The 24,280-nt window shown below is 74.1% G+C and carries 15 protein-coding genes; 8 read left to right on the plus strand and 7 right to left on the minus strand.

Annotated elements, in window-relative coordinates; translation table 11 throughout:
- Nucleotides 1-39: 39 nt before the first annotated feature.
- Nucleotides 40-1,509: a PLP-dependent aminotransferase family protein gene (locus tag QJS33_RS14825; RefSeq protein WP_306368552.1), complete on the plus strand. Its 1,470-nt coding sequence runs from the start codon at nucleotides 40-42 to the stop codon at nucleotides 1,507-1,509.
- Nucleotides 1,510-1,836: 327 nt separating this feature from the next.
- Here QJS33_RS14825 and QJS33_RS14830 read toward each other — a convergent pair whose 3' ends face one another.
- Nucleotides 1,837-2,451 carry a superoxide dismutase gene (locus QJS33_RS14830; RefSeq protein WP_306368553.1) on the minus strand — a complete coding sequence of 205 codons (615 nt, stop codon included), beginning with the start codon at nucleotides 2,449-2,451 and terminating at the stop codon, nucleotides 1,837-1,839.
- Between the two features lie 347 nt (nucleotides 2,452-2,798).
- Here QJS33_RS14830 and QJS33_RS14835 point away from each other — a divergent pair, with 347 nt between their 5' ends.
- The 6 genes from QJS33_RS14835 (at nucleotide 2,799) to QJS33_RS14860 (ending at nucleotide 14,808) form a co-directional block, all read left to right on the plus strand.
- The gene (locus QJS33_RS14835; protein WP_306368554.1) at nucleotides 2,799-4,862 is read left to right on the plus strand and encodes an acyltransferase family protein; all 2,064 of its coding nucleotides are present in this window, start codon (nucleotides 2,799-2,801) and stop codon (nucleotides 4,860-4,862) included.
- Nucleotides 4,863-5,077: 215 nt separating this feature from the next.
- A complete protein-coding gene (locus QJS33_RS14840) occupies nucleotides 5,078-6,112 on the plus strand; it encodes a class I SAM-dependent methyltransferase (RefSeq protein ID WP_306368565.1) in 1,035 nt (344 codons plus the stop codon).
- Nucleotides 6,113-6,161: 49 nt separating this feature from the next.
- Nucleotides 6,162-8,162, plus strand: coding sequence for a glycosyltransferase family 2 protein (locus tag QJS33_RS14845; protein WP_306368555.1), 2,001 nt, complete (start codon nucleotides 6,162-6,164; stop codon nucleotides 8,160-8,162).
- A complete protein-coding gene (locus QJS33_RS14850) occupies nucleotides 8,159-9,820 on the plus strand; it encodes a glycosyltransferase family 2 protein (protein ID WP_306368556.1) in 1,662 nt (553 codons plus the stop codon). The genes QJS33_RS14845 and QJS33_RS14850 overlap by 4 nt, the downstream gene beginning before the upstream one ends.
- A 1,333-nt stretch (nucleotides 9,821-11,153) precedes the next feature.
- Nucleotides 11,154-13,142 (plus strand): glycosyltransferase family A protein, encoded by a 1,989-nt coding sequence (locus tag QJS33_RS14855; RefSeq protein ID WP_306368557.1) that lies wholly within the window; start codon nucleotides 11,154-11,156, stop codon nucleotides 13,140-13,142.
- Nucleotides 13,129-14,808 carry a glycosyltransferase family 2 protein gene (locus tag QJS33_RS14860; protein WP_372339661.1) on the plus strand — a complete coding sequence of 560 codons (1,680 nt, stop codon included), beginning with the start codon at nucleotides 13,129-13,131 and terminating at the stop codon, nucleotides 14,806-14,808. The genes QJS33_RS14855 and QJS33_RS14860 overlap by 14 nt, the downstream gene beginning before the upstream one ends.
- A 186-nt stretch (nucleotides 14,809-14,994) precedes the next feature.
- On the opposite strand, the gene QJS33_RS14865 is transcribed toward QJS33_RS14860, so the two are convergent.
- The 4 genes from QJS33_RS14865 to QJS33_RS14880 form a co-directional block, all read right to left on the minus strand.
- Nucleotides 14,995-15,450 (minus strand): MaoC family dehydratase, encoded by a 456-nt coding sequence (locus QJS33_RS14865; protein ID WP_306368566.1) that lies wholly within the window; start codon nucleotides 15,448-15,450, stop codon nucleotides 14,995-14,997.
- 73 nt (nucleotides 15,451-15,523) lie between these two features.
- The gene (locus tag QJS33_RS14870) at nucleotides 15,524-16,654 is read right to left on the minus strand and encodes an enolase C-terminal domain-like protein (RefSeq protein WP_306368559.1); all 1,131 of its coding nucleotides are present in this window, start codon (nucleotides 16,652-16,654) and stop codon (nucleotides 15,524-15,526) included.
- 291 nt (nucleotides 16,655-16,945) lie between these two features.
- Complete coding sequence (gene ald / locus QJS33_RS14875) at nucleotides 16,946-18,061, minus strand: alanine dehydrogenase (protein ID WP_306368560.1); 1,116 nt, start codon at nucleotides 18,059-18,061, stop codon at nucleotides 16,946-16,948.
- A 104-nt stretch (nucleotides 18,062-18,165) separates the two neighbouring features.
- Nucleotides 18,166-19,407 carry an amidohydrolase family protein gene (locus QJS33_RS14880; RefSeq protein WP_306368561.1) on the minus strand — a complete coding sequence of 414 codons (1,242 nt, stop codon included), beginning with the start codon at nucleotides 19,405-19,407 and terminating at the stop codon, nucleotides 18,166-18,168.
- A 296-nt stretch (nucleotides 19,408-19,703) separates the two neighbouring features.
- Here QJS33_RS14880 and QJS33_RS14885 point away from each other — a divergent pair, with 296 nt between their 5' ends.
- Nucleotides 19,704-21,818, plus strand: a complete 2,115-nt coding sequence (locus tag QJS33_RS14885) for a cytochrome c oxidase assembly protein (protein ID WP_372339662.1) — start codon at nucleotides 19,704-19,706, stop codon at nucleotides 21,816-21,818.
- A gap of 67 nt (nucleotides 21,819-21,885) precedes the next feature.
- On the opposite strand, the gene QJS33_RS14890 is transcribed toward QJS33_RS14885, so the two are convergent.
- Together QJS33_RS14890 and QJS33_RS14895 are read right to left on the minus strand one after the other, a co-directional pair.
- Complete coding sequence (locus QJS33_RS14890) at nucleotides 21,886-22,299, minus strand: hypothetical protein (RefSeq protein ID WP_306368562.1); 414 nt, start codon at nucleotides 22,297-22,299, stop codon at nucleotides 21,886-21,888.
- A 146-nt stretch (nucleotides 22,300-22,445) separates the two neighbouring features.
- On the minus strand, nucleotides 22,446-24,280 hold a 1,835-nt coding region (locus tag QJS33_RS14895; protein ID WP_306368563.1), incomplete at its 5' end, for an SbcC/MukB-like Walker B domain-containing protein.

Genomic DNA, 24,280 nt, shown 5'->3' on the forward strand with positions numbered 1-24,280 from the left:
TATGGAGAGAAGCGACGCACAGGGCCAATGGAGGCGGTAATGGACTCTTCCCGGACGGTGGACGACCTCGTCGGGCTCCTCGGCGCGTGGTCCGCCGGGGACGGCGCGCTCTACCGCAGGCTCGCCGACTCCCTCCGGACGCTCATCGACGAGGGCAGCCTCGCCCCCGGTGAGCGGCTGCCGTCCGAGCGCGTCCTGGCGGCGGCGCTGCGGGTCAGCCGGACCACCGTGGTCTCCGCCTACGACCTGCTGCGCTCCGAGGGCGTCTTCGACAGCCGGCAGGGCAGCGGCACCCGGGTCAGCGACAGGGTCGCGCCGGTGCGCTCCGACGGCTGGGCGGCCAACGGCGTCGGCCAGTTCATGTACCGCAACCTCATCCAGAAGGACACCGGGCTCATCTCGGCCACCTGTATGAACACCCCCGCGATACCGGGGTTCGTCGACGTGGTCCGGGAGAGCCTGGACGACCTGGGGGCGCTGCTGGACGAGGGCACCTACTACCCGCAGGGGCTGCCCGTGCTGCGCCGGGCCATCGCCGACTACTACACCGACCGGGGCCTGCCCACCGACGCCGACCAGATCGTCGTCACCACCGGCGCCCACCAGGGCATCGCCCTGGTGTCCCAGCTCTACCTGCGCAAGGGCTCGCCGGTGGTGGTGGAGGACCCCGGGTTCGCGGGCTGCCTGGACCTGATGAGCGACCGGGGCGCCCGGTTCGTGCCCGTGCCGCTGGACGACCAGGGCATCGACATCAACGGGGTGCGCCGCGCCGTGGACGAGCACGCCCCCCACCTGCTCTACACGATGCCCTCGTACCACAACCCGACCGGCACGATGATGTCCGTGGCCCGCCGCCGCGAACTGGGCGAACTGTCGGCCCGGACCGGGACGCCGATCCTGGAGGACGCCGCCTACACCGGGATCCGCCACCCGCAGGAGCCGCCGCCGCTGGCCGCCTACGCGCCCCGCGGCGCGGAGGTCATCAGTGTCGACTCGCTGTCCAAGGTGGCCTGGTCGGGGCTGCGCGTGGGCTGGCTGCGCGCCCCGGTGGAGATGGCGGTGCGGCTCAGCCGCCGCAAGCTGCTGGCCGACCTGGCCGGACCGCAGCTGGACCAGGTCGTCGCCGTGCGCCTGCTGGCCGACTACGACCGGATCGCCCGCGAGCGCTCGGAGCGGCTGAGCACCGCCATGGACCACATGGAGGAGATGCTCCGCCGCGACCTGCCCGACTGGCGGTGGAACCGCCCCGACGGCGGCGCCGCCCTGTGGGTCGAGCTGCCCGGGATCGACTCGCGGGCCTTCACCCAGGTCGCGCTCTGCCACGGGCTCGAACTGGTGCCCGGCAGCCTGATGTCCGCGTCGCCCATCGGCCCGTTCGACCGGCACTTCCGGCTGCCCGTGGCCTTCGACGCCGCCGAGCGCGAGGAGGTCGTCTGGCGGCTGGCCCGCGCCTGGCGCGAGCTGGACCGGCACGGCCCGGTCTCCGCCCCCATCCCGCTGGTGGTCTGAACGCGGCGAAGCCGCCCGCGGGGCTCCGGCGGCCGGAGCGGACGTCCACGCGGGGCACCGTGCCGACCGGGGCCCGATCCCCGTTCTCCGGGCGGCCGGGTACGGGCCGCAGTGGAACGGGGTCCGAAGGGGGGACGAAGCCGCCCGCAGGACGGGGTCCCGTGGGCGGCTTCGCCGTGTTCTCTCGGGCCTGTGCTTCGCTTCGGCCCGTGCTCGGCCGCCCGGGGAACGGGAACCTTCGTCCCTGCGTGGACGTCCTCGTTCCTCGGACGTCCGCTCCGGGACTCCAGAACCCCGTGGGCGGCCTCGCCGTCACCGGCCGGTCGGCTAGCCGATCCGGACCTTGCGGGCGGCCTCGAAGCGCTCCTGGACGTCGGCCCAGTTGACCACGTTCCAGAACGCCTTGATGTAGTCGGCCTTCACGTTCTTGTACTGCAGGTAGAACGCGTGCTCCCACATGTCCAGCATGAGCAGCGGCACGGAGCTCAGCGCGGCGTTGCCCTGCTGGTCGTAGAGCTGCTCGATGATGAGGCGCTGACCCAGCGCGTCCCAGGCCAGGAACGCCCAGCCGGAGCCCTGGAGGCTCGCCGCGGCCGCGTTGAAGTGGGCGCGGAAGGCGTCGAAGGAGCCGAACTGGTCGTCGATGGCGGCACCGAGCTCGCCCTCGGGCTTGTCCCCGCCCTCAGCGGACAGGTTCTTCCAGAACACGCTGTGGTTGACGTGGCCGCCGAGGTGGAACGCGAGGTTCTTCTCCAGCATGGTCACGGCACCGAAGTCGCCCTTGTCGCGGGCCTCGGCCAGCTGCTCCAGCGCCCCGTTGGCACCGGCGACGTAGGCGGCGTGGTGCTTGTCGTGGTGCAGCTCCATGATCTGACCGGAGATCCACGGCTCCAGGGCCGCATAGTCGTAGGGCAGCTCGGGGAGCGTGTATGGCGCAGACATCTCAGGCGCACCTTTCCGATGAAGCGTTTCGTCGTCACTTACCAGCGAAGGATCGCTAGGCAGCAAGCTATCAGCCGTGCGGCGGGGCCCCCGGTGTCAGGACGGCGACACCCGGGGGTGGGAATAAACCGCGGTACACCCTCCGTAGCGGTGTACTTTCTGTCGGGAACCGTGTTCGTACGGTGGGGATCTCCGAGAGTGAGGGACGCCGGGGCTTTTCGGAGGTTCGGTCGAGGTCGCCCGGTGTACGTCTTCGGGCGTTGGAGGGGCGTTCACCGGCCGTTCCGTCCCGTGGGCGATGATCCGACGCCACTTCCCGGTCATCTCGCACACCTTGAGGCACGTCCATGTCCACTTCCGAACGCGGTGCCGCCGACCACCGCGTTTCCCAGCGCAGCGGCTTCCGCCCGGAGATCGAGGGGCTGCGCGCCGTCGCCGTCCTGCTGGTCGCCGTCTACCACATCTGGTTCGGCCGGGTCTCCGGCGGCGTGGACGTCTTCCTGTTCCTCACCGGGTTCCTCATCACCGGGTCCCTGGTCCGCTCGGCCGAGCGCGACGGGCGCATCGCCCCGTTCGCGTTCTGGGCCCGGCTGCTGCGGCGGCTGACCCCCGCCGTCGGCGTCGTGCTGGTGGCGGTACTGGCCATGGCGTACCTGTGGCTGCCGCGGTCGCGCTGGCCGGACGTCATCGCCCAGGTGTACGCGTCCGCGCTCTACCACGAGAACTGGGCGCTGGCCGCCGCGGCCGTCGACTACCTGGCCAGGGAGGGCGCGCCCAGCCCGGTGCAGCACTTCTGGTCGCTGTCCGTCCAGGGCCAGTTCTACCTGCTGTGGCCGCTGCTGCTGGGGGCGGTGCTGCTGGCCGCGGGCCGGGACCGGATGCGCCGCGCCTCGCTGGCCGCGGTCGGCACGGTGCTGGCGGCCTCCCTGGCCTACTCGGTGTGGATCACCGCCGTCGACCAGCCCTGGGCCTACTTCGACACCGGCGCCCGGCTGTGGGAGCTGGCCCTGGGCGGGGTGCTGGCCCTGGTCGTCCACCGGATCGCCCCGCCCGCGCCGGTGCGGTGGGCGCTGGGCTGGGGCGGCCTGGCCGCCCTGGTCCTGTGCGGGGTGCTGCTGCCGGTGTCCTCCCTGTTCCCCGGGTACGCGGCCCTGCTGCCGACCCTCGCCGCGGCCGCCGTCATCGTCGCCGGCGGCGGGGGCGGTCGGACCGGCGTGCACCGAATGCTCACCTGGCGCCCCCTGATGGCGCTGGGCGGCCTGTCGTACGCCCTCTACCTGTGGCACTGGCCGATCCTGGTGGTGTACCTCCAGCTCACCGGCCGTTCCCTGGCCACCCCGCTGGGCGGTGCGGCCGTGCTGGCCCTGTCCCTGGGCCTGGCCTGGATCACCTCCACGGCCGTCGAGGGCGGGGTCGCACGCCTGTCCGGCAAGGTGCCCCGGCCGTGGCTGCCTGCCTGGTCGGCGGCGATGGCGGCCCTGGTCATCGTCCCCGTCCTGGTCGTCGGCTCCCAGTGGTCGGACCGGCTGGCCGAACAGCGGCGGGAGCGCGCCGAACGCGTCATCGAGCCCGTCGACTACCCCGGGGCGGCCCTGGTCACCCACCCCGAGCTGGCCACCGTGCTGCCCGACCTGCCGGTGGTCCCCGACCCCCTCGACGCCCAGGACGACCTGTCCGAGCACCACCTCCAGGGCTGCCACGTGGACCTGAGGGCCACCGAACCGAAGGTGTGCTGGGCCGGGCCCGAGGACGCCGAGTACACGATCGCCATGGTCGGCGCCTCGCGCACCGCCCACTGGTACCCGGCGCTGGAGGAGGTCGCCCTGAAGCACGGGTGGCGCCTGGTGTCGTTCACCAAGAGCGGATGCCAGTTCAGCGCCGAGGTCCCCTACACCCAGGGCCGCGTGTTCACCGAATGCCAGGAGTGGGACGCCCGGGCCATGGAGGTGCTGGAGGAGCTGCGCCCCGACGCCGTGTTCACCTCCTCCACCCGGGCCGGCGCCGGCGGGGAGGTGGTCCTGCCCGGGTTCCCGGTGCGCTGGCGGGAGCTGGACGCCCTGGGCATCGACGTCATCGGGATCCGCGACCTGCCCCGGCACTCCTACGCCGGGGCCGAGTGCGTGGCCGACGGCACGGCCGAGGAGTGCACCGACCCGGTCGGCTACTCGCACGCCGAACACGACCCGGCCGCAGTGCGAGCGGAGCGGGGGCGCCTGCCGGACAACGTCTCCCTGGTGGACCTCACCGAGCACGTGTGCCCCAGCGGGCGCTGCGACGCGGTCGTCGGCAACATCCTCGTGTACTGGGACCACTCCCACATGACCGCCACCTACGCCCGCACCCTCGTCCCGGTCCTGGACGAGGCGCTGGTGGAGGCCACCGGACAGGGCAACGCAACAGAGAACTCTTGAAGGCGCCGTGGTCGGTCGAGGGTGATCTTCCGGTGAACAACAGGGGAATTGCCCCGCACGCGGGTTTCCCCTCCTCTCGCGAGGTGGTGTCTTAGTCGGGTGGGCCCTTCGTGTCACCGAGCCGTGGCGCCGGGCCCGCCCCTTATCGTCCGGCCCCGTGCGCCCGGGACCCCTCCCCGCGCCCGCCGGTCCCACCATCCCCCCTGGAGATGCCCGTGCGTTCGCTGCGCCGCCTGCTGCGCCCCCTCCTGGCCGTCGCCGCCGTCGTCGGCATCCTCGGTTCGGCCGCCCTGGTCACCACGGCGGCCCTGGGCCTGATCACCTGGGTGGAGGCGGGCACCCTCATCGCCCTGGCCCTGCTCGGCGCGCTGGCCTGCGGACTGGGCCTGGGCCTGCTCCTGGTGCGCCGCTCGGTGCGCGCCCTGGAGGAGTCGGTGCGCGAGCACGCCCGCAAGGTCACCCAGGCCCTGGGCGAGGACCGGCTGGAGACGCGGCGCTCCCTGAAGGAACTGCGCGAGCGCGTCACCCGCGTCACCGACCACGCGCTGCCCAAGGCCTCCCGCGAACTGCGCCGCGCCGTCGAACTCCAGGGCCGCGCCGACTACGAGCAGCAGGTCGCCTGGACCGAGCTGCGCGAGCACCTGGACACCGCCCCGTTCATGCCGCCGCTGCGCGGCTGGGCCGCCTCGCCCGACGTGCTGCGCGTCCTGGTCCGCCACATCGAGCGGCTGCGCCCCACCACCGTCGTGGAGTGCGGCAGCGGCGCCTCCAGCGTCTGGCTCGGCTACGCGCTGCGCCGGGCGGGCGGCGGCCGCCTCGTCGCCCTGGAGCACGACGCCCGCTACGCCGAACTGAGCCGCGCCCTGGTCGCCTCCCACGGACTCGACGACATCGTCGAGGTCCGCCACGCCCCCCTCACCCCGATCGACACGGACACCGTCACCGTCGACGGCGAGGAGCGCACCACCGCCGACCGCTGGTACGACGTCACCGCCCTGACCGACCTGGCCGACGTGGGTCTGGTGTTCGTCGACGGCCCGCCCCAGGCCACCGGCCTCCAGGCCCGCTTCCCCGCGCTACCGCGGCTGCTGGCGCACTGCACCGAGGACGTCGTGTTCGTCCTGGACGACGCCGACCGCGCGGAGGAGCGCGCGGTCGGCGAGCGCTGGCTGGCCGCCCACCCGGAGTTCCAGCGCACCGAGGAGCAGGCGGAGAAGGGGGCGCACGTGTTCGGCCGCAAGGGGATCTGACCCGCCCCGCACCACCCGGCACCACCGCACCGACACCCACGAGGTCTGGATGATCACCACCGCCCTGAGGGACGCCCTGCGCGCCCGCGGCACCGAGACCGCCCTGCTCTGCCACACCGGCGCGGGCACCCGCGCCCACCTGGACGGACTGCCGCTCGCCCCGGCGGACGCGGTCGTGGACCTGGACGCCCGCGTCCTGGGCGAACCCCTGGAGCTGCGCAACCTCTGGGAGCGCGACAGCGGGCCCGAGGCGGGCCTGGTGGCGGTCGTCGCCGCGACCCCCGCCGACCTGCACCGCTCCCTGGCCGCCGCGGCCGACCTGCCGCGCGCCGTCCAGGTGGTCGTCGCGATCGTGGACACCCCCGGGCACCAGGAGCCGCCGCTGCCCGCGTCCCCGGGCATGGGCCAGTGGCGCGAACTCCAGGAGGTGCGGGTGCGCCGGGCGGGACGGAGCGGGTGGCTGTGCGAGCTGTTCTTCCCCAACGGGGTGGAGACCCCGCAGGTGCTGGACGCGGTCTGGTCCGGCACCCGGGGGCGGCGCCGCGGCCCGGCACTGGCGCCGCTGGCCGCGCTGTCGGGTCCCGAGGCCGCGCTGTGGCGGCCCGGCGACACCGGGGCCCGCGGCGTGCAGGCGGCCGGCCCGGTGCCGTTGCGCCGGGTCACCCCGGTCGGCGACCTGGCCCTGCGCGTGGGCGAGGGGGCGCCGCCGGAGTGGACCGACGAGGCGGTGCCGGTCCTGGACCGGCGCACCACCCGCACCGACTCCTGGGAGCGGATCGCGGCGCCGGGCGGCGCCCGGGTGCGCGAGAACACCGGGCCGTCGGACATCGCCCCCATCGACGAGCTCTCCGTCAACCCGGTCGGGTTCTCCAAGGACGCGAACGGGCCGATGGGCGACCTCACCGTCCACGGCGACCGCGCCGTCGTCCGCCAGGGCGAGAAGGATCTGGCCGTGGTCGCCCCGGACGGCACCGTCACCGACGTGGACCTGTCCCGGATCCGCCACCTGCGCGGCGTCCGCGTGGACTGGTCCGGGCACACCGGCCCCACCGCGGCCGTCCGCGCCGTCGCCTCCCTGGCGGCCGGCGGGGTCCCGCTCGTCTCCGGACCCCCGCCCGCCTGGGCGGCCGGACTCGGCGACCCCCTGGCCGAGCTGATCACCGCCGCCGACGCCGAGGAGCTGGCCGACCCGCTGCGGCGGGAGGAGTACAGCGTCCGCCTGCGCCGCACCGCCCTGCGCCTGCACGGGGCGCGCTCCCGGTGGCGGGACCTGGGCGCCCAGGCCGGGGTCCCGGTCCCGCCCGCGCCCGCGGTGTCCGTGATCCTGTGCACCCGCCGCCCGGAGATGGTCGGGTTCGCCCTCGCCCAGATCGCCCGCCAGCGCGGGGTGGACGTCGAACTCGTCCTCACCCTGCACGGCTTCCCCGCCTCCCTGCCCGAGGTGGCCGCAGCCATCGCCGAGTACGAGGCCACCGGGCTGCCCCTGGTCGTGTGCGAGGCGCCCGCCGACAAGATCTTCGGCTCGGTGCTCAACGACGCGGTCGCCCGCACCTCCGGGACCCTCGTGTCCAAGTGGGACGACGACGACTGGTACGGCCCCGACCACCTCGCCGACCTCGTCCTGGCCCGCACCTACTCCGGCGCCGAGCTCCTCGGCGTCGGCCAGGACTTCGTCTACCTCCAGGAGGTCGACCTGACCCTCTGGCGGGAGGGCCGGTCCGAATCCTCCAGCCGGTTCATCGCCGGGGGCACCATCCTCACGGACCGGGCGGTCCTGGAGGAGACCGGGGGCTTCCGCCCGGTGCCCCGCTCCATCGACACCCAACTCCTCATCGCCGTCATGCGCGGCGGCGGCCGCATCTACCGCGGCCACGGACTGGGGTACGTGCTCCGCCGCACCGGCGGCGGCCACACCTGGTCCGAGGACATGGCCTTCTTCCTGCGCAACCGCATCCAACAGTGGTTCGGCTGGCGTCCGAGCGCCCTCCTGGAGGGGGAGCCCGAGCCCTTCGGCCGACCCGTCACCGAGTACACGGGGGGACTCCGTTGACCACTCTGGAAACCGGCCGGGAGCCGGCCGCCGCACCCGCACCGGAAACCCTGCCTCGCGGGGAGGCGGACTTCTCCGGCCAGCCGCGCCTGGTGCGCAACGACTACGCGCCGCTCACCCCGGCCCCGCTGGGGGCGTGGACGCCGACCCTGTCGGTCAGCGTCGTGATCCCCTCCCACGGGCACCCCGAGAAGCTGGCGTTCGTGCTGGCGGCCCTGGCGGGACAGAGCTACCCGGCGCACCTGATGGAGGTGATCGTGGTGGACGACGGCTCCCCGGAGCCGCTCACCCTGCCGCCGGTGCGCCCGGAGAATACCCGGCTGATCACCTCCGCCCCCGGCGGCTGGGGGTCCTCCCACGCCTTCCACACCGGGGTGGTGGCCTCCTCCGGGCAGGTGATCCTGCGCCTGGACGCCGACATGCTGGTGTACCGGGAGCACGTGGAGTCGCAGATGCGCTGGCACCACCTCGTGGACTACGGGGTGGCCCTGGGGCACAAGCTGTTCGTTGACTTCGACCCCGACGCGATGACCCCCGAGCACGTCCGCGACGAGGTCGCCGCGGGACGGGCGGAGCAGCTGTTCGACCGCCAGAGCGCGGACACGCACTGGGTCGAGAAGATCATCGACGGCAGCAATGTGCTGCGCACCGCCGCCCACCAGGCCTACCGGGTGTTCACGGGGGCGACCGGCTCGCTGCACCGGACCCTGTTCGACGCCGCGGGCGGCATGGACGCGGCCATGGTGCTGGGCGGTGACACCGAGTTCGCCTACCGTGTGTCCCAACAGGGCGCGGTGTTCATCCCCGACCTGGAGACCAGCAGCTGGCACCTGGGGCGCTCCCAGATGCAGACCCGCCGCGACGCGGGGATGCGCTACCGCACCCCGTACGTGTCCAACCGGGTCCCCGACTTCCGGCTGCGCCGCAAGAACCCGGACCGGTCCTGGGAGGTGCCCTACGTCGACGCGGTCATCGACGCCCGGGGTCGCACCCTGGAGGACGTGGAGGTCACCGCCGCCGCCCTGCTCAACGGCACCACCCCCGACCTGCGCCTGTCGCTGGTGGGGCCGTGGGGGGAGCTGTCCGACGGGCGTCGCTCCCCGCTGGACGAGGAGCTGTTGGACCTGAGGCTGATCGGCGAGTCGTTCCGCGGCGATCCCCGGGTGCGGCTGGTCGAGACGGCCCCGGAGCCCGACCCGCGGGTCACCTTCGTGCTGCACGCCCCGGCGGGGACGAAGCTGACGGACACGGCCGTGGCCGACATGGCGGAACTGGCCAACAAGGAGCGCGCGGGCCTGCTCTGCGCCCCGCCGCCCGGCGCCTCCCGCGCCGAGGACGGCGTGCTGCGGCTGGAGCGCCGGGCGGCCTTCGCCCGGGTCCGCCACCTGTCCCCGGACGCGGCCGACGCGGCGGTGGACCGGGCGGTGGAGGAGCTGTACGGGGCCCACTGGCTGTCAGGGGAGGCCTTCACGGTCCCCGAGCCCGAGCCGGGCGCCCCGGTGCGCAGGAACGAGAGCCCGGAGGCGCTGCGCCGCAAGCTCGACCAGGCGCTCGCCGAGGTCGAGAAGCAGCGCGCCCGCGCCCGCCGAGCCGAGCGCAAGCTCCGCTGGTTCACCCCGGGCCTGGGCCGCCGGGTGCTCCGCAAGATCGTTCGCTGAGCGACTGAGAACTGGGAGGGGCCGTCCCTCGGGGCGGCCCTTTTCCCTGCCCTCCTGGTTTCCTTAAGGAATGATCGTATTGGATCCCTGTCCGGAAACCTCGGGGCACCTCGGGCCCTCACCCTCGAACCCACCCCGGGCGATGGCACGGAGGTGGTCGCGCGGCCTGCGCCGCAGGGGGTTTCCCGCCCGACCGGGGGCCTCGGCCACCGCCGGAGGGCGTCGCGCTGCCTCCGCGGTGGTGTCCCACCGAGTGGTGTGACTTTTCCGGCCCTGTTCCCACGGATGCGCGTCAGCGGTGCCGGGCGGATCGGTGCACCGCCGCCTCCGGCGGCTTCTTCATCCCGGCCGGCGGGCCGCCGGTACGCGGTGGCCCGCCCGGCTTCGACCGACCATCACGATGACCCGCAAGGACGCACCCGCGCGAAAATCACACCACTCCCGGGGACGTGACCGCCTCCGCCCCAGGGGGTTTCTCACCTGGCCGGGGTCCTTAGCCACAGCCCGGTCACGTTCCTGGCCGCCCACGCCGCAGGGAGTGAGGGCCGCAGGAGGCCTCCGGCCTCGGCCGAAGGGGGTTTGGGCAGGGCGGGGCTGGACCCGGGCCCCTGGGGGTGAGACAGCAAGAGCAGGTTCCCACGTGGCCCGCCATCTGGGGAGGGCGGTGTGCGGGAGTTTGGGGTGGGAGCCGTTGGTCTCCTCGGGCCACCCCGTGGGAGCGTACAGACCCGGGCTGGGCGTCGACCCGTCCCCGCGTACGAGGTTCGGCAGAGCACGGGGCGGTTGCGTTGGGTGCACGCCCGGGGTGGCGGGGGTTTGTTCCGGGGACGGGTCGGGGTCCGGCGGGCACGCTCAGCCACACAGGTCCACGGAAAGACGCTCCGACTGGAAACAGGCCGTTGCTCGGACCTCGCTTGAAAGCCCGACCACAACCGGGGTAACCCCCGCCGGCAGTGCCCTCCCCGACCCTCGGGGGTGTCGGGGAGGGAGAACCGCCACCCCGGCCACAAGGCGACAAGGAGGTGAACCCGAGCGCTCCCGCGATCCGCGCCCCGGACCGGGGAAACCGCCTCCCACGCCCTCGATCGGTGTTCCGGGGATGTCGTCTCCTCTTCCCCTTCCTCTCCTCCTTCCTCCCCTCCGGGTGAGGTGCGGCGACGCAGGCAAGGGCCGCCTTCCGGGGCGGCCCTTTCCCGTATTTCAGGCAGCACCTGACCAGTGGTTATGACAACACGCGCACGGTAGGGAACTAAAAGTGACATCCGTGTCTAGTATGGGGCCTCGTGGTCGGTTAGTGCCGACTCTGTGTCGCCGAGACGATCGAGGTCGCCCGATGATCACCTCCGCCGTCCGCCAGGCCCTGCGCACGCGCGGGGACGAGCCCGCGGTCCTCTGCCTCATCGGAGACCTGGGCCCCGACCGGGCCGAACTCTCCTCGCTGCGCCTGCGGGGGAGTGATCTGCGGATCGACCTCGACGCGCACGGCATGGGACGTCCGGTGGAGGTGCCCGGCGTGGGCGGGGAGGGCGAACCCGCCTCGACCGGGCTCACCGTCGTGGTGGCCGGCGGCCTCACCGACCTGCGGCGGGCCGTCACCGTCGCCACCCAGCTCCCGCCCACCGCGCACCTTCTCGTCGTGGTCCGCCACATCCCCTCCCACCTGGGCCCTCTGGCACCCGCCCCGCCCACCATCGACGAGTGGAACGACCTGCACGAGCTGAGGGTCCGCCGCTTCGACCACCGCGGCTGGGCCTGCGAGCTGTGCTTCCCCAGCGGCGTCTCCGTCGCCGGGGCACTGGCCGCCGTGGTGCACGGCGCCCGCGGCCGCCGACGCGGCCCCGGTGTCGGGATCCTGGGCGGCCTGCACGGGACCGACGCCGCCCTGTGGCGCCCCGGCGACGTGGCCGCCCGGGGTGTGGGAGTCACCGGTCCCGTGGAGATCGACCGCGTCACCCCGGTCTCCGATGTGGTGCTGCGGCTGGACGACGGAGAGGGCCTGCCGTTCTGGGAGGACGTGGAGGTCCCCGTCGTGGACCGCCCCGCCCCGGTGGCGGCCGTCCCCGGGGCCCGGGTGTACGCGGGCGACCCCGTCACCAGGGTCGCCCCCATCGATGACCGTTTCGTCAATCCGATGGGTTTCACCAAGAAGACCAAGGGCCCGCTCGGCGAGTTCGCCGAGGCCGACGGCCGCCTGGCGGTCCGTGACGAGACCGGCGTCCTGGTCCGTCCCGCCCTGGACGGCACCGTCACCGAGAACGATCTGGAGCGCGTCCGCCACCTGCGCGGCGTGCGGATCACCTGGCCCGCCCGTGGTGATGCCTCCGCGATTCGCGCCATCGCCTCTTTGGCGGCCGGGGGTGTTCCGATCGTCGGTGATCCTGCTCCCGCATGGGCGGCGGGTCTGGGCGCCGACCTGATCGACCTGATCCCCTCGGTGGGCGAGGACGTGTTCACCGACGCCATGCGCCGGGAGGAGCACAGCATCCGCCTGCGCCGTGCTGCTCTGCGCACCCACGGCGTCCGTACCCGCTGGCGCTCGCTGGCAGCCGAGGCCGGGCTGCCCCTGCCGCCCGAGACCCGGGTGTCCGTGGTGCTGTGCACCCGCCGCCCCGAACTCGTGGGCTTCGCCCTGGCCCAGATCGCCCGCCAGCGCCACGTCCGCTTCGAGACGGTCCTCGCCCTGCACGGCTTCCCCGCCGTGCTGGTGACCGCCGAGATCGCACAGTTCCGGGCCACCGGGATCCCGCTGGTCGTCCACGAGGCCGACGGGGGCACGGTGTTCGGCGCCGTCATGAACGAGGCCGTCGACCGCGCCTCCGGGACGGTCATCGCCAAGTGGGACGACGACGACTGGTACGGCCCCGAGCACCTGTCCGACCTCATGCTGGCCCGCGCCTACTCCGGTGCCGACGTGGTCGGCATCAGCCAGAACTTCACCTACCTGGAGGAACTGGACCTGACCGTGTGGCGCGGGTACCGGTCGGAGGTGCCCAGTTCCGCGATCGTCGGCAGCACCATCCTGGCCGACCGGGTCGTCATCGAGGACGTGGGCGGGTTCCGGCCGCGGCCGCGCGCCATCGACAGCCAGTTCCTGCTCGCCGTCACCCGGTCCGGGGGCCGGGTCTACCGCACGCACGGGTTCGGCTACCTGCTGCGCCGGGCGGGCGGCGGCCACACCTGGAACGTGGACCTGGGCTACTTCCTGCGCAACCACACCGAGCAGTGGATCGGCCGGCGCCCCAGCGCCCTGCTGGAGGGGGAACCCGTCTCCTTCGGCGCCCACACCGAGCAGCACACGGGGGGACACGTTGAGCACTTCTGAGAGCATTCCGCGGCAGCACGGTCCGCGGCCCGTAGTGGACTTCGCCTACCAGCCGCGCGTGCGCAGAAACGAGTACGGGCCCCTCGCCCCGCCCGCGTTGGGGGAGTGGACGCCGAGCCTGTCGGTGTCGGTGGTGGTCCCCGCGCACGGCCAGCCGGAGAAGCTGGCCCTGGTGCTGGCCTCGCTGGCCGGGCAGAGCTACCCGGCGCACCTGATGGAGGTGATCGTGGTGGACGACGGCTCCCCGGAGCCGCTGGTGCTGCCGCCGGTGCGGCCGGAGAACACCCGGCTGATCACCTCCGCCGCCGGGGCCTGGGGCTCCGGACACGCGGTGAACACCGGCGTCGCGGCCTCCTCGGGTCAGGTGGTGCTGCGCCTGGACGCCGACATGCTGGTGTACCGGGAGCACGTCGAGGCCCAGCTGCGCTGGCACCACCTGGTCGACTACGGGGTGGTCCTGGGCCACAAGCTGTTCGTGGACTTCGAACCGTCGATGCTCGTGGGCGACCTGGACCCGGAGCGGGTGCGCGCGGAGGTCGCCGCCGGCCGGGCCGGGGCGCTGTTCGACCGGGAGTCCGCGGACCCGCACTGGGTCGCGGAGTTCGTCGAGCACACCGAGGGGCTGCGCACCGCCGGGTTCGGCGCCTTCAAGGTGTACGTCGGTGCCACCGGCTCGCTGCACCGCGGCCTGTTCGACGAGGCCGGGGGCATGGACCCGGACCTGATCCTGGGCGGCGACAGCGAGTTCGGCCACCGGCTGGCCGAGCGGGGTGCCCTGTTCGTCCCCGACGACGAGGCGGACTCCTGGCACCTGGGCCGCTCCCAGATGCAGGATCAGCGGGAGGCGGGCATGCGGTTCCGCGCCCCCTACGTCGCCAACCGGGTGCCCGACTTCCACCTGCGCACCAAGGGCCCCGCGCGGGTGTGGGAGGTGCCGCGGGCCGAGGTGGTCGTGGACGCGGCGGGTCGCACCCTGGAGGAGGTGGACGCCACCGTCGCCCCGCTGCTGGCCGGGACCGCGCCCGACGTGCGGGTGTGGCTGACCGGCCCCTGGGAGGAACTCACGGACGGCCGCCGGGCGCCGCTGGCCGAGGAACTGCTGGACCTGCGGCTGATCCGCGAGACCTACCGGGCCGACCTGCGCGTGCGGTGCGTGGAGGAGGTGCCCGACCCCGACGGCCGGGTGCCGTTCCGGCTCCACGTGCCCGCCGGGGTGCGCCCGCTGCCGGGCATGGTCGCCGACCTGGTCCGGCTGGCCGACCGCAAGTCGGCCGGGCTGGTGTGCGCCCCGGTGCCCGGGGCGCTGCGGGCCGGTGACGGGGTGCTGCGCCTGGAGCGCGCCGCCGCCTTCGCCCGGGCCCGCCACCTGTCGCCGAAGGCGGAGGGGGTGGGCCTGGACCGGGTGGTGGAGGAGACGGGCGGCCTCCAGTGGACGTCCGCGAACCGGTTCGTGGAGGTCCCCGAGGGCGCCGAGGCCACCTGGGGCACCGTGCGCACGGAGCCGGGCGCGGAGCCCGAGCCGACCCCGGTCGAGCTGCGGGCGGAGCTGCGCCGGGCCCGGCGGGAGATCGACGTGTTGCGCCGCCGGGCCGAGCGGACCGAGCGCAAGCTGCGCTGGTTCACCCCGGGGCTGGGCCGCCGCCTGCTGCGCCGCATCGCCCGCTGAACCGGGCGACCGGGTAGGGGCGCCGGGTGGTCCCGGCGTCCCCCGTGTTCGCGGGGACGGGGTTCCGCCGGGGCCCGGAGGGCCCGGGCGGGACGCCTGCCGGGAGGGGGTCCCCGGTGGCCGACCGCCCGCACGGGGGACGGGGCGTCGGCCCGGGGCGGGGGAGGGGCGGGCCCGGGGGAGCGGTCAGGGCACCCAGAGGCCGAGGGACTCGGCGACCAGCGCCGGGCGCTCCTGGCCCTCGATCTCCACCGTGTGCTTCGTGGTGACCAGGTACCCCTTGGGGCCCTCCTGCACCGAGACGATCTCCACCCCGTCGCGCAGCCGCGAGCCGACGGTGACGGGCTGGAGGAAGCGCACCTTGTTGAGCCCGTAGTTGATGGACATCGACGGCTTCTTCTCGATCCTGATGATCGACTGCGAGAAGTGCGCGAGCAGGGACAGGCTGAGGAACCCGTGCGCGATCGTGCTCCCGAAGGGGCCCGCGGCGGCCTTCTCCTCGTCGATGTGGATCCACTGGTGGTCCTCGGTCGCGTCCGCGAACCGGGTGATCCGTTCCTGGTCGACGGTGATCCAGTCGGTGTATCCCAGGTGCTCGCCCTGGGCGGCGATCACCTCGTCGATATCGGCGAAAACGCGCACCACGCCTCCACAGTCCTCGGTCGGGTCGGATGGTGCGGCAACTCTACCTAACAGTGTTCGGTTATGGGAGGGGTCAACGGCCACGGACCGCCGTCCGGGTCCCGGACGCGTCCACCAGCAGCGCCTCGGCGGTCCGCTCGGCCACCGCCGCCCGGTCCACGCCGTGCCCCAGCCCGCTCTCGGCCAGCGGGATCGCCACGACGCCCTCGTGCGCGCGCACCGGCGGGACCACCAGGCCGTCGCGCCCCCGGTGCCCCGCCCCGGGCATCTCCACCGGCAGCGAGGCGCCCGTCAGCGAGCCCAGCGCCACCGTCGCGGCCCGGCCCACCCCGGTCGCCGCCGACGACCCGCACCAGACCTGCCACCCGGCGTCGACGGCCAGGTCCACCGCCCGCCGGGCCGGGGTCAGCCCGCCCAGCCGGGACACGTCCACGTTCACGGCGCTCCCCGCCTCGGCGCGCACCGCCCGGTCCAGGTCCTCCAGGGAGCGCAGCGGCCGGCCCAGCGCCACCGGGGTGCGCAGCAGTGCCGCCGCCCGGGCGTACGCGCCCAGGTCGTCGGCGGGGAAGGGGTCCTCGATCGCCAGCAGCTCCAGCGAGTCCAGCGCCATCAGCGCCTCCAGGTGCCCCTCCGACTCGGAGTAGCGGCCGCCCGCGTCGGCCTGGAGCACGAGGAACGGGAACCGGGACCGCACCGCGTGCACCACCTCGGTGTCCCAGCCCGGCGCGACCTCCAGCCGGACGCGCCGGAAACCCGCGCCCACCTGGCGGTTGACCTCGATGATCAGCGTCTCCACGCTCACCGTCCGGGGCACCGTCACCCCCGCCGTGAGCGCCGTGCGCTCCCCGCCCAGGGCGTGCGCCAGCGGGGTGCCGCGCTGGCGGCTCCACAGGTCCCAGCAGGCCGTGTCCAGGGCACCGGCCAGTGCCGGGTCCCAGGGCAGGTCCGCCCAGGCCGCGCCCGCCTGGGTGGGGCGCGCCCACCCGTGGTCCAGCAGCGCCGGGGCGTACGCCGAACGCAGCGCCGCCCACTGCTCGGGGGTCGCCCAGGGCACCTCGCCCCAGCCGCTGACGCCCTCACCGTCGGCGACGCGCACCAGCACGGGGCCGTCCCCGTCGTCGCGCCGCCCCCGGCCCCGGGGCCGCAACCGGATCAGTTCGAGTTCGACGATCCGGGTCGCGGTCGTCGAGCCGGTGTGTCCCACGCTGTCCCACCTCGGTCCTCGCGGGCCCGTCTCGGTCCTTCCGGCCTGCGGCCGGACACGGGCTCCGTCCTTCCTCGACGGTACCCGCGCCCGACCCGGCCGACCACCCCGAGCCGCACGGACCTGGCCGGACGCCGGGTGTGCCGACCATGGAGGCCGGGAACAGCCCGGCGGCGATTCGACGGCAGGAGAGGGCCTCCGACACAGGTGTGGATCGTCCGGACCAACACCTGGAACAAGCCGGGAGGCCCTCCCGCCTCCCGCGTACCCGACCTCTCCAGGTCGCTACAGCTAGGCCAGAACCTCGTCCAGCGGGCGGTGCTTGAGGCCGTGGGCCTCGGCCACCGGCGCGGACACGACCTCGCCCGCGAAGGTGTTGAGGCCGCCCGCCAGCGCGGCGTCGTCGGCCAGCGCCCGCCGCCAGCCCTTGTCGGCCAGCGCCACCGCGTACCGCAGCGTGTCCTTGGTCAGCGCGTGCGTGGAGGTGTTGGGCACCGCGCCCGGCATGTTCGCCACGCAGTAGAAGACCGTGTCGTGCACCCGGAAGGTCGGGTCGTCGTGGGTGGTCGGACGGGAGTCCTCGAAGCAGCCGCCCTGGTCGATGGCGATGTCCACCAGCACCGCGCCCGGACGCATCCGGGACACCAGCTCGTTGGAGATGAGCTTGGGCGCCTTGGCGCCGGGCACCAGCACCGCGCCGATGACCAGGTCCGACTCCAGGACCGACAGCTCCAGCTCGAAGGAGTTGGACACCACCGTCTTGACCTGGCCGCGGTACAGCGAGTCCACGTGGCGCAGCTTGTTGACGTTGAGGTCCAGCACCGTGACGTCGGCGCCCATGCCCACCGCGATCTGGGTGGCGTTGAGGCCGGACACGCCGGCGCCGATCACCGTCACGCGGGCCGGGCGCACACCCGGGACGCCGCCCATGAGGACGCCGCGGCCCCCGTTGGGGCGCTGGAGGGTGACCGAGCCGACCTGCGGGGCCAGCCGGCCGGCGACCTCCGACATCGGGGCCAGCAGCGGCAGGGAGCCGTCCGGCAGCTGCACGGTCTCGTACGCGATGCCGGTGACGCCGCGGTCCAGCAGGGCGTCGGTGCACTCACGGGAGGCCGCCAGGTGCAGGTAGGTGAACAGGGTCTGGCCCTCGCGCATCCGGTGGTACTCGGCCGCGATGGGCTCCTTCACCTTCAGGATCAGGTCGCCGTCGGCCCACACCTCGTCCGCGGTGTCGAGGATGCGGGCGCCCGCCGCCTCGAACTCCTCGTTCGTGATGGAGGAGCCCAGACCGGCGTCGCGTTCGACGGACACCTGGTGTCCGCGGCGGGTCAGTTCGTGAACTCCGGCCGGGGTGATGGCCACACGGTACTCGTGGTTCTTGATCTCACGGGGCACGCCGACGCGCACGGTTCCTCCTGGATATCTCCGTTGATACCCCCACTGTCACCGGTGAAGGCCCAGCGACGCCATTGCCGACCTGACAGCGTGTCGGCGATCTTGTTGACAGAGTGTCAAGCCTGGATGTGGGGCGGGCCACTGCCGACCGACGGCACGCGCGTTCCCGCGACCCAGACCGGTCCGACCTCTCCGACCAGATCCCTACCCGCGTACGGGCTCGGATCCACCCGCGGGACCGATACCGCCCGCTCCGGAGCGAACGCCACCAGGTCCGCGTCGCAGCCCGGGGCGATGCGCCCCTTGCCCGCCAGCCCCAGCAGCTCCGCGGGCGCCGCCGCCGTCCACCGGGACAGCCGCCCCAGACCCGCCCCGCGGCGCCGCGCCGCCGTCCACAGCGCGGACAGGCTCCACCGGAGCGTGAGCAGGCCGTGCGCGGGCAGGTGCCCGGAGGACACCGTGGTGATCGCCGAACCCGGTTCCAGCAGGGCGCTCCACAGCGCCTTGCGGTTGGCGTCCGACCGCAGCGGCGGACGGCAGGCGTGCGCGGGCGAGCCCGGTTCCAGCACCTCCGAGGGCAGGCACAGGTAGTGCGGGCAGGTCTGCGCGCTCAGCCCCACCCCGATCGACCCGGCCGCCGACAGCAGCGCCGCGCACTCCGCCGCGGTGAACGGCACCACGTGCGTGCGGGTCCCCACCGAGCGCGCCGCGGAGATCACCCGCTCCAGCCCCCGCCGCTCGGCCCGCGGCGGGCGCTGCTCCGCCGTCAGCGGCAGCGCGCCCAGCTCGCGGGCGTCCTCGGCATGCACCAGCAGGACCGCGTCCAGCGCCGCCAGCTCCGCCATGGCCTTGCGCAGCCACGAGTCGTCCAGCGCCGCCATGTCCGGGGCACCCCCGTCCGACAGCGAGCACTGGAACGCCACCGCGCCCGCCGCTCGCAGGTCCGCCAGGTCGAGGGGGCCGCTGCCCGGGGTGACCCCGCCCAGGAAGTACAGCCCCACCGGCGCCCCGGCCGCCGCCCGGCGCTGCGCCTGGAGGTCGTCGGCGCAGATCACCGCGGGGCGTGCCGGGGCGGGGGAGACCACCAGCGTGGTGACCCCGCCGCGCAGCGCCGCAGTGCCCGCCTCCCGGTAGGAGTCCGCCGACTCCCGGCCCGGGTCGTACACCCCCGTGCCCAGGTCCACCGCCCCCGGCAGCAGGGCGGTGTCGCCCAGGTCGACCTCCTCACGGGACGACCAGCGGGCCTCCGGTCCGGCCACCGCCTCGATCCGGCCGTCCCGGACGCCGACCGCGGCCGGGACGACCCCGTCGGGCGTCACCACCCGCCTGGACCGGATCACACTGTCGAAATCGGTCATCGCCTCTTCCCCTTCAGGTGTGTGCGACGGGAGGGATGCGAAAGGCAATGCGGGGAGGGGCCGCACGCGGACTGACGAGGGAGCGGAGACCTGCGTCTCGACTGGGACCACCGAGAGTATCGCGAAGAACACGCAAGGGAGGGGTGAACACCACTTCCCGCCGCGGTTCCGGTACAGCGGGAATCCTCGTCCCACCCCCGACCGACACCCCGTAGCGGACGGTTTACCCTGGAGTGCGCCGAGCCGCCCCCGACGGCATCCCCCGCTTTGAACGACCTCGACGACGGAAGTGGCACGTGGCTCCTCCCGCAAAGATCACCCAGTCCCCGGACCGCGCCGGGGCGCCCCGCACGGTCACGACGGCGGTCTGGGCCGCAGCGGCCGCACTGCTGTGCCTGGCCGGGCTGAGCCTCACCCTGATCCTGGGCGGCGCCGCCTTCCCCGAGGTCATCCCCGGCCTGCCCGACGCGGGCGACGCCGTGCGCTGGGGCCTGCCCCTGTCCAAGGCGGTCATGGACGCCGCGGCGGTCCTCACCGTCGGGACGCTGCTGCTGGCCGTCGTCCTGCTGCCCTCGGACAAGGGCCGGCTGTCCCGCCAGGCGACCGGCTACGTGCAAGCCGCCACCTGGGGCGCCCTGGCCTGGGCCGTGGGCGCCGTGTCCACCCTGTACTTCCAGGCGTCGGAGTTCCTGGCCCGGCCGCTGGGACAGGTCAGCGTCGACGAGGTCACCGCCTACGCCGGATCGGTCTCCAGCGGCATCGCGCTGATGTTCGTCATCCTGCTCACCACCGGCATCCTGCTGTTCGGCCGCACCGTCACCGGTGCGACCGGCGCCCTGTGGCTGCTGATCCTCTCCCTGGCCGCCCTCACCCCGCCCGCACTGACCGGGCACTCCGCCTCCTCCGGGTCGCACGAGCTGGCCGTCACCGGCCTGGCCCTGCACGTCATCACGATCAGCGTGTGGACCGGCGGCCTGGCCCTGCTCACCTACCACGCGATGCGCGCGAACGGCGACGCCGTGGAGATCGCGGCCGCCCGGTTCAGCCGCCTGGCCCTGTGGGCCTACATCGGCGTGGCGATCAGCGGACTGGCCAGCGCCCTGGCCCGGATCGAGTCGATCGACGCCCTGGTGCGCACCGAGTACGGGCTGATCATCGTCGTCAAGGTGGTGCTGTTCGCCGTCCTGGGCGCGTTCGGCTACCTGCACCGCGAGTTCTCCCTCAAGGGGGCGGACGGCGCGGCCGGGGCTCCGGCCCGGCCCGCCTACCGCCGCCTGCTGTTCCTGCGCATCGCCGCCGTCGAGGTCCTCATCATGGCGCTCGTCATCGGCGTCTCCGTCGGCCTGGGCCGCACCGCGCCGCCCCCGCCGCTGGACAGCCGGGTGGACCCGGCCGCGCTCATCCTCGGCTTCCCCGTCCCGCCGCCCATGGACCTGGCCAACCTGCTCACCCTGTGGCGGCCCGACCTGTTCTTCATCATGCTCGTGGTCGTCGGCGGGGGCCTGTACGCGGCCGGGGTCACCCGCCTGCTGCGCCGCGGCGACTCCTGGCCGATCGGTCGGACCGTCGCCTTCGCGGCGGGCCTGCTCACCATCGTGGCCGCACACCTCAGCGGGTACGCCACCTACGCGATGGTGCTGTTCTCGGCGCACATGATCCAGCACATGGTGCTGTCGATGCTCACGCCGATCCTGCTGGTGCTGGGCGCACCGGTCACCCTGGCGCTGCGGGCGCTGCGCCCGGCGAAGCGGCGCGGGGACCGGGGGCCGCGGGAGTGGCTCAACCTGTTCCTGAACAGCCGGTTCTCGAAGGTGGTGACGCACCCGGCGGTGGCCACGCCGCTGTTCGTGTTCAGCCCCTACGCCCTGTACTTCACCCCGCTGTTCCCGACGCTGATGAACGACCACCTGGGTCACCTGTTCATGGGCGTGCACTTCCTGCTCACCGGGTTCCTCTTCTACTGGGTGATCGTCGGGATCGACCCGGCGCCCCGCAAGATGCCCTACCTGCTGCGCATCCTGCTCCTGCTGCTGGCCATGGGCTTCCACGCGTTCTTCGGCATCTCGATCATGATGCAGTCGGCGCCCATCGCCATGGACTTCTACGGGCAGTTCGAGGTCCCGTGGGTCGACGACCTGGCCGAGGACCAGTACGCGGGCGGCGGCGTGGCCTGGGCGCTGGGCGAGATCCCGACGCTGCTGGTCATGCTGGCGCTGGTGGTGCAGTGGTCCCGCGACGACGAGAAGCAGGAGCGCCGCCGGGAGCGGCACGCCCGCCGCGGCGGCTCCGAGGACGCCGACCTGGACGCCTACAACGCCTACCTGGCCGAGCTCGACCGCCGCAACAGGGCGATGTCGGGCGCCGAGGCGCCCGCCGAGGAGCCGGCGGAGAAGAAGGCCGACGAGGCCTGAGGCCGCACGCGAAGGGGGGCCGCGGATCGGGTGATCCGCGGCCCCCCTTTTTTCCGTTCTCGGGGCCCTACACGAAGAGGGCGGCCAGCCCGGCGGTGACCAGGCCCAGGGTCAGGCACAGCACCAGGCCGACGGCGAACACCGGCAGCGAGGGCCGCAGCGCCGCCCCGCCGCCGCCCTGGCGCTTGGCGATCAGCGGCGACAGGCCGATGTTGACCGCGGCGGCGATCGCCGCCACACAGGCGGCCACCGCGAACGCCCGCCAGAAGCCCGCACCGGACGACAGCACGTTGATCGCGGCCAGCGTCGGCACCGCCACCAGCAGGCCCAGGGCGGCGGCCGCGAAGCCCCGTTGGACCCCGGGTGAGATCCCGCCCGCGCGGCCCGAGGCCACCAGGAGCAGACCGACCAGGGCCGCCATCATGATGGCGCCCACGATTCCGAACACAGCGATGTCCACCAGCGAATTCACGGTGGCCATTCTCCCACCGGTCCGCCGGACCCCGTCCCCGGGATGCTCCAACGCGGACCCGCGGCCCGAACACCGGTCGGCGGCGGACGGCCCTGCCCCCGATCCTCACGCCCGCAAGGTGCCGTCCGCAGGTGACCGGCCGACTCCCGCGGAGGTCAGCCGATGTGCCGGATGTGGGAGCCGGCGGCGGTCTTGACCACCTGGAGCTGCCCGGTGATGCGGTGGCGCAGGTCGGCGACGTGGCTGACCACGCCGACGGCGCGGCCGCCGTCGCGCAGCCGGTCCAGCACGTCCATGACCTCCTCCAGGGTGTCCTCGTCCAGGGTGCCGAACCCCTCGTCCACGAACAGGGTGTCGATGTCGGCCCCGCCGGCCTCCGCGCTCGCCACGTCGCCCAGCCCCAGGGCCAGCGCCAGCGAACTGAAGAACGTCTCACCGCCCGACAGGGTGGCCGGGTCGCGTTCGGCTCCGGTCCAGGCGTCCACCACCCGGATGCCCAGCCCGCCCGCCTTCTGGGCGCGGCCGTCGCCGACCGTCTTGTCCACGGTGTAGCGCAGCTCGTAGCGCCCGTCGGACATGGTGTACAGCCGGTCGTTGGCGGCCGCCACCACCTGTTCCAGCCGGGCCGCCAGCACGTACGCGGACAGCCGTACCCCGTCGGTGTTGTCCTTGGCCGTCCCGGCGGTCAGCGCCCGCATCCCCTCGGCGATCCGGTACCGGCGCAGCACCGGGCCGCAGTCGTCCAGCCGTGAGCGCAGTTCCACGCGCAGCGCGGCCAGCCGGTCGGCCCGCTGCCGCCACAGCCCGCGCAGGGTCACCGCCCGCTCGGCGGCCAGGGCGGCCTCGTCGGCGGCGGCCTTGAGCGCGGACAGGTCCGGGGGCGGCAGGTCGGCGGCGGCGGTCAGCTCGGGATCCTCCAGCGCCGCCCGGACCGCGGCCAGGGCGTCGTCGTGCAGGCGCGCCCGGGACCGCAGCTCCCGGCGTTCGCGTTCGTCCAGGGCGGCCGACCGGGCGGCCGCCTCGTCGGCGAACCCGGCCCCGGCCAGAGCCTCGGCCAGGGCCGCCTCGGCCGTGTCCAGTTCGCCCGCGGCCCGCTCGTGCTCCTCCACGGCCTCGGCGGCCGCCGCCAGCAGTTCGGCCTCGGTGCGCAGGTCCTGCACCCGGGCGTCGAGGTCGACGTCCTCGACGCCCTCGCCCACCGCCTCGCGCAGGTCGGCCGCCAGGCGGTCGCACTCCTGGGCCGCGGCGGCGCGGTGGGCGGCGGTCTCCGACCGCTGCCGGGCCTGCTCGGCCTCGCGGTCGCGCGCCTGCTCCAGGCGGTCGACCTGCCCCTCCAGCGTCTCCTTGACGAGGCGCACCTGCTCGGCGGCGGCGCGTGCGTCGTCCCGCAGCCCGGTCAGCTCGGCGACCTCGGCGGCGGCCTCGTCCAGGGTGCGCCCCTCGGCGCGTTCGAGGACCGCGGTGACCCGCTCGCGCAGCGCGGCCACCCGCTCCTGGGCCGCGGACCGGTGCAGGGCGGCCTCGTCGGCGGCGGCCTGGGCGGTGCGCTCGGCCCGGGCGGTGACCAGCTCCCCGGTGACGGCCCGCGCCGGGGCCGGGTGCTCGGCGGAGCCGCACACGGCGCACGGCGTCCCCTCGGACAACCCCAGGGCCAGCTCGGCGGCCATGTGGGTGATGCGCCGCTCCCGCAGGGACAGCACGTGCTCGCGGGCGGCCTGGGCGGCGTCCACGGCCTCACGGTGCGCCGCCTCGGCCCGGTCCAGTTCGGCGGACAGCCGGCCGTGCTCGACGACGGCGTCGCGGCGCTGCACGGCGGCGGCCAGCGCGGCCTCGGCCGCGTCCGCCCGCCCGGCCCGGTCCCGGGAGGCGTCCAGGCGTTCGCGCAGTTCGGCGATGGCGGTCGGCAACTCGGCCAGGGTCGTGCGCACCCGTGCCAGGTTCTGGTCGTACTTGGCCAGGTGGCGGTCGAACCGGGTGATGGCCTCGCGCC

It is taken from the genome of Nocardiopsis sp. CC223A (assembly GCF_030766825.1).
Classification (GTDB): Bacteria; Actinomycetota; Actinomycetes; order Streptosporangiales; family Streptosporangiaceae; genus Nocardiopsis.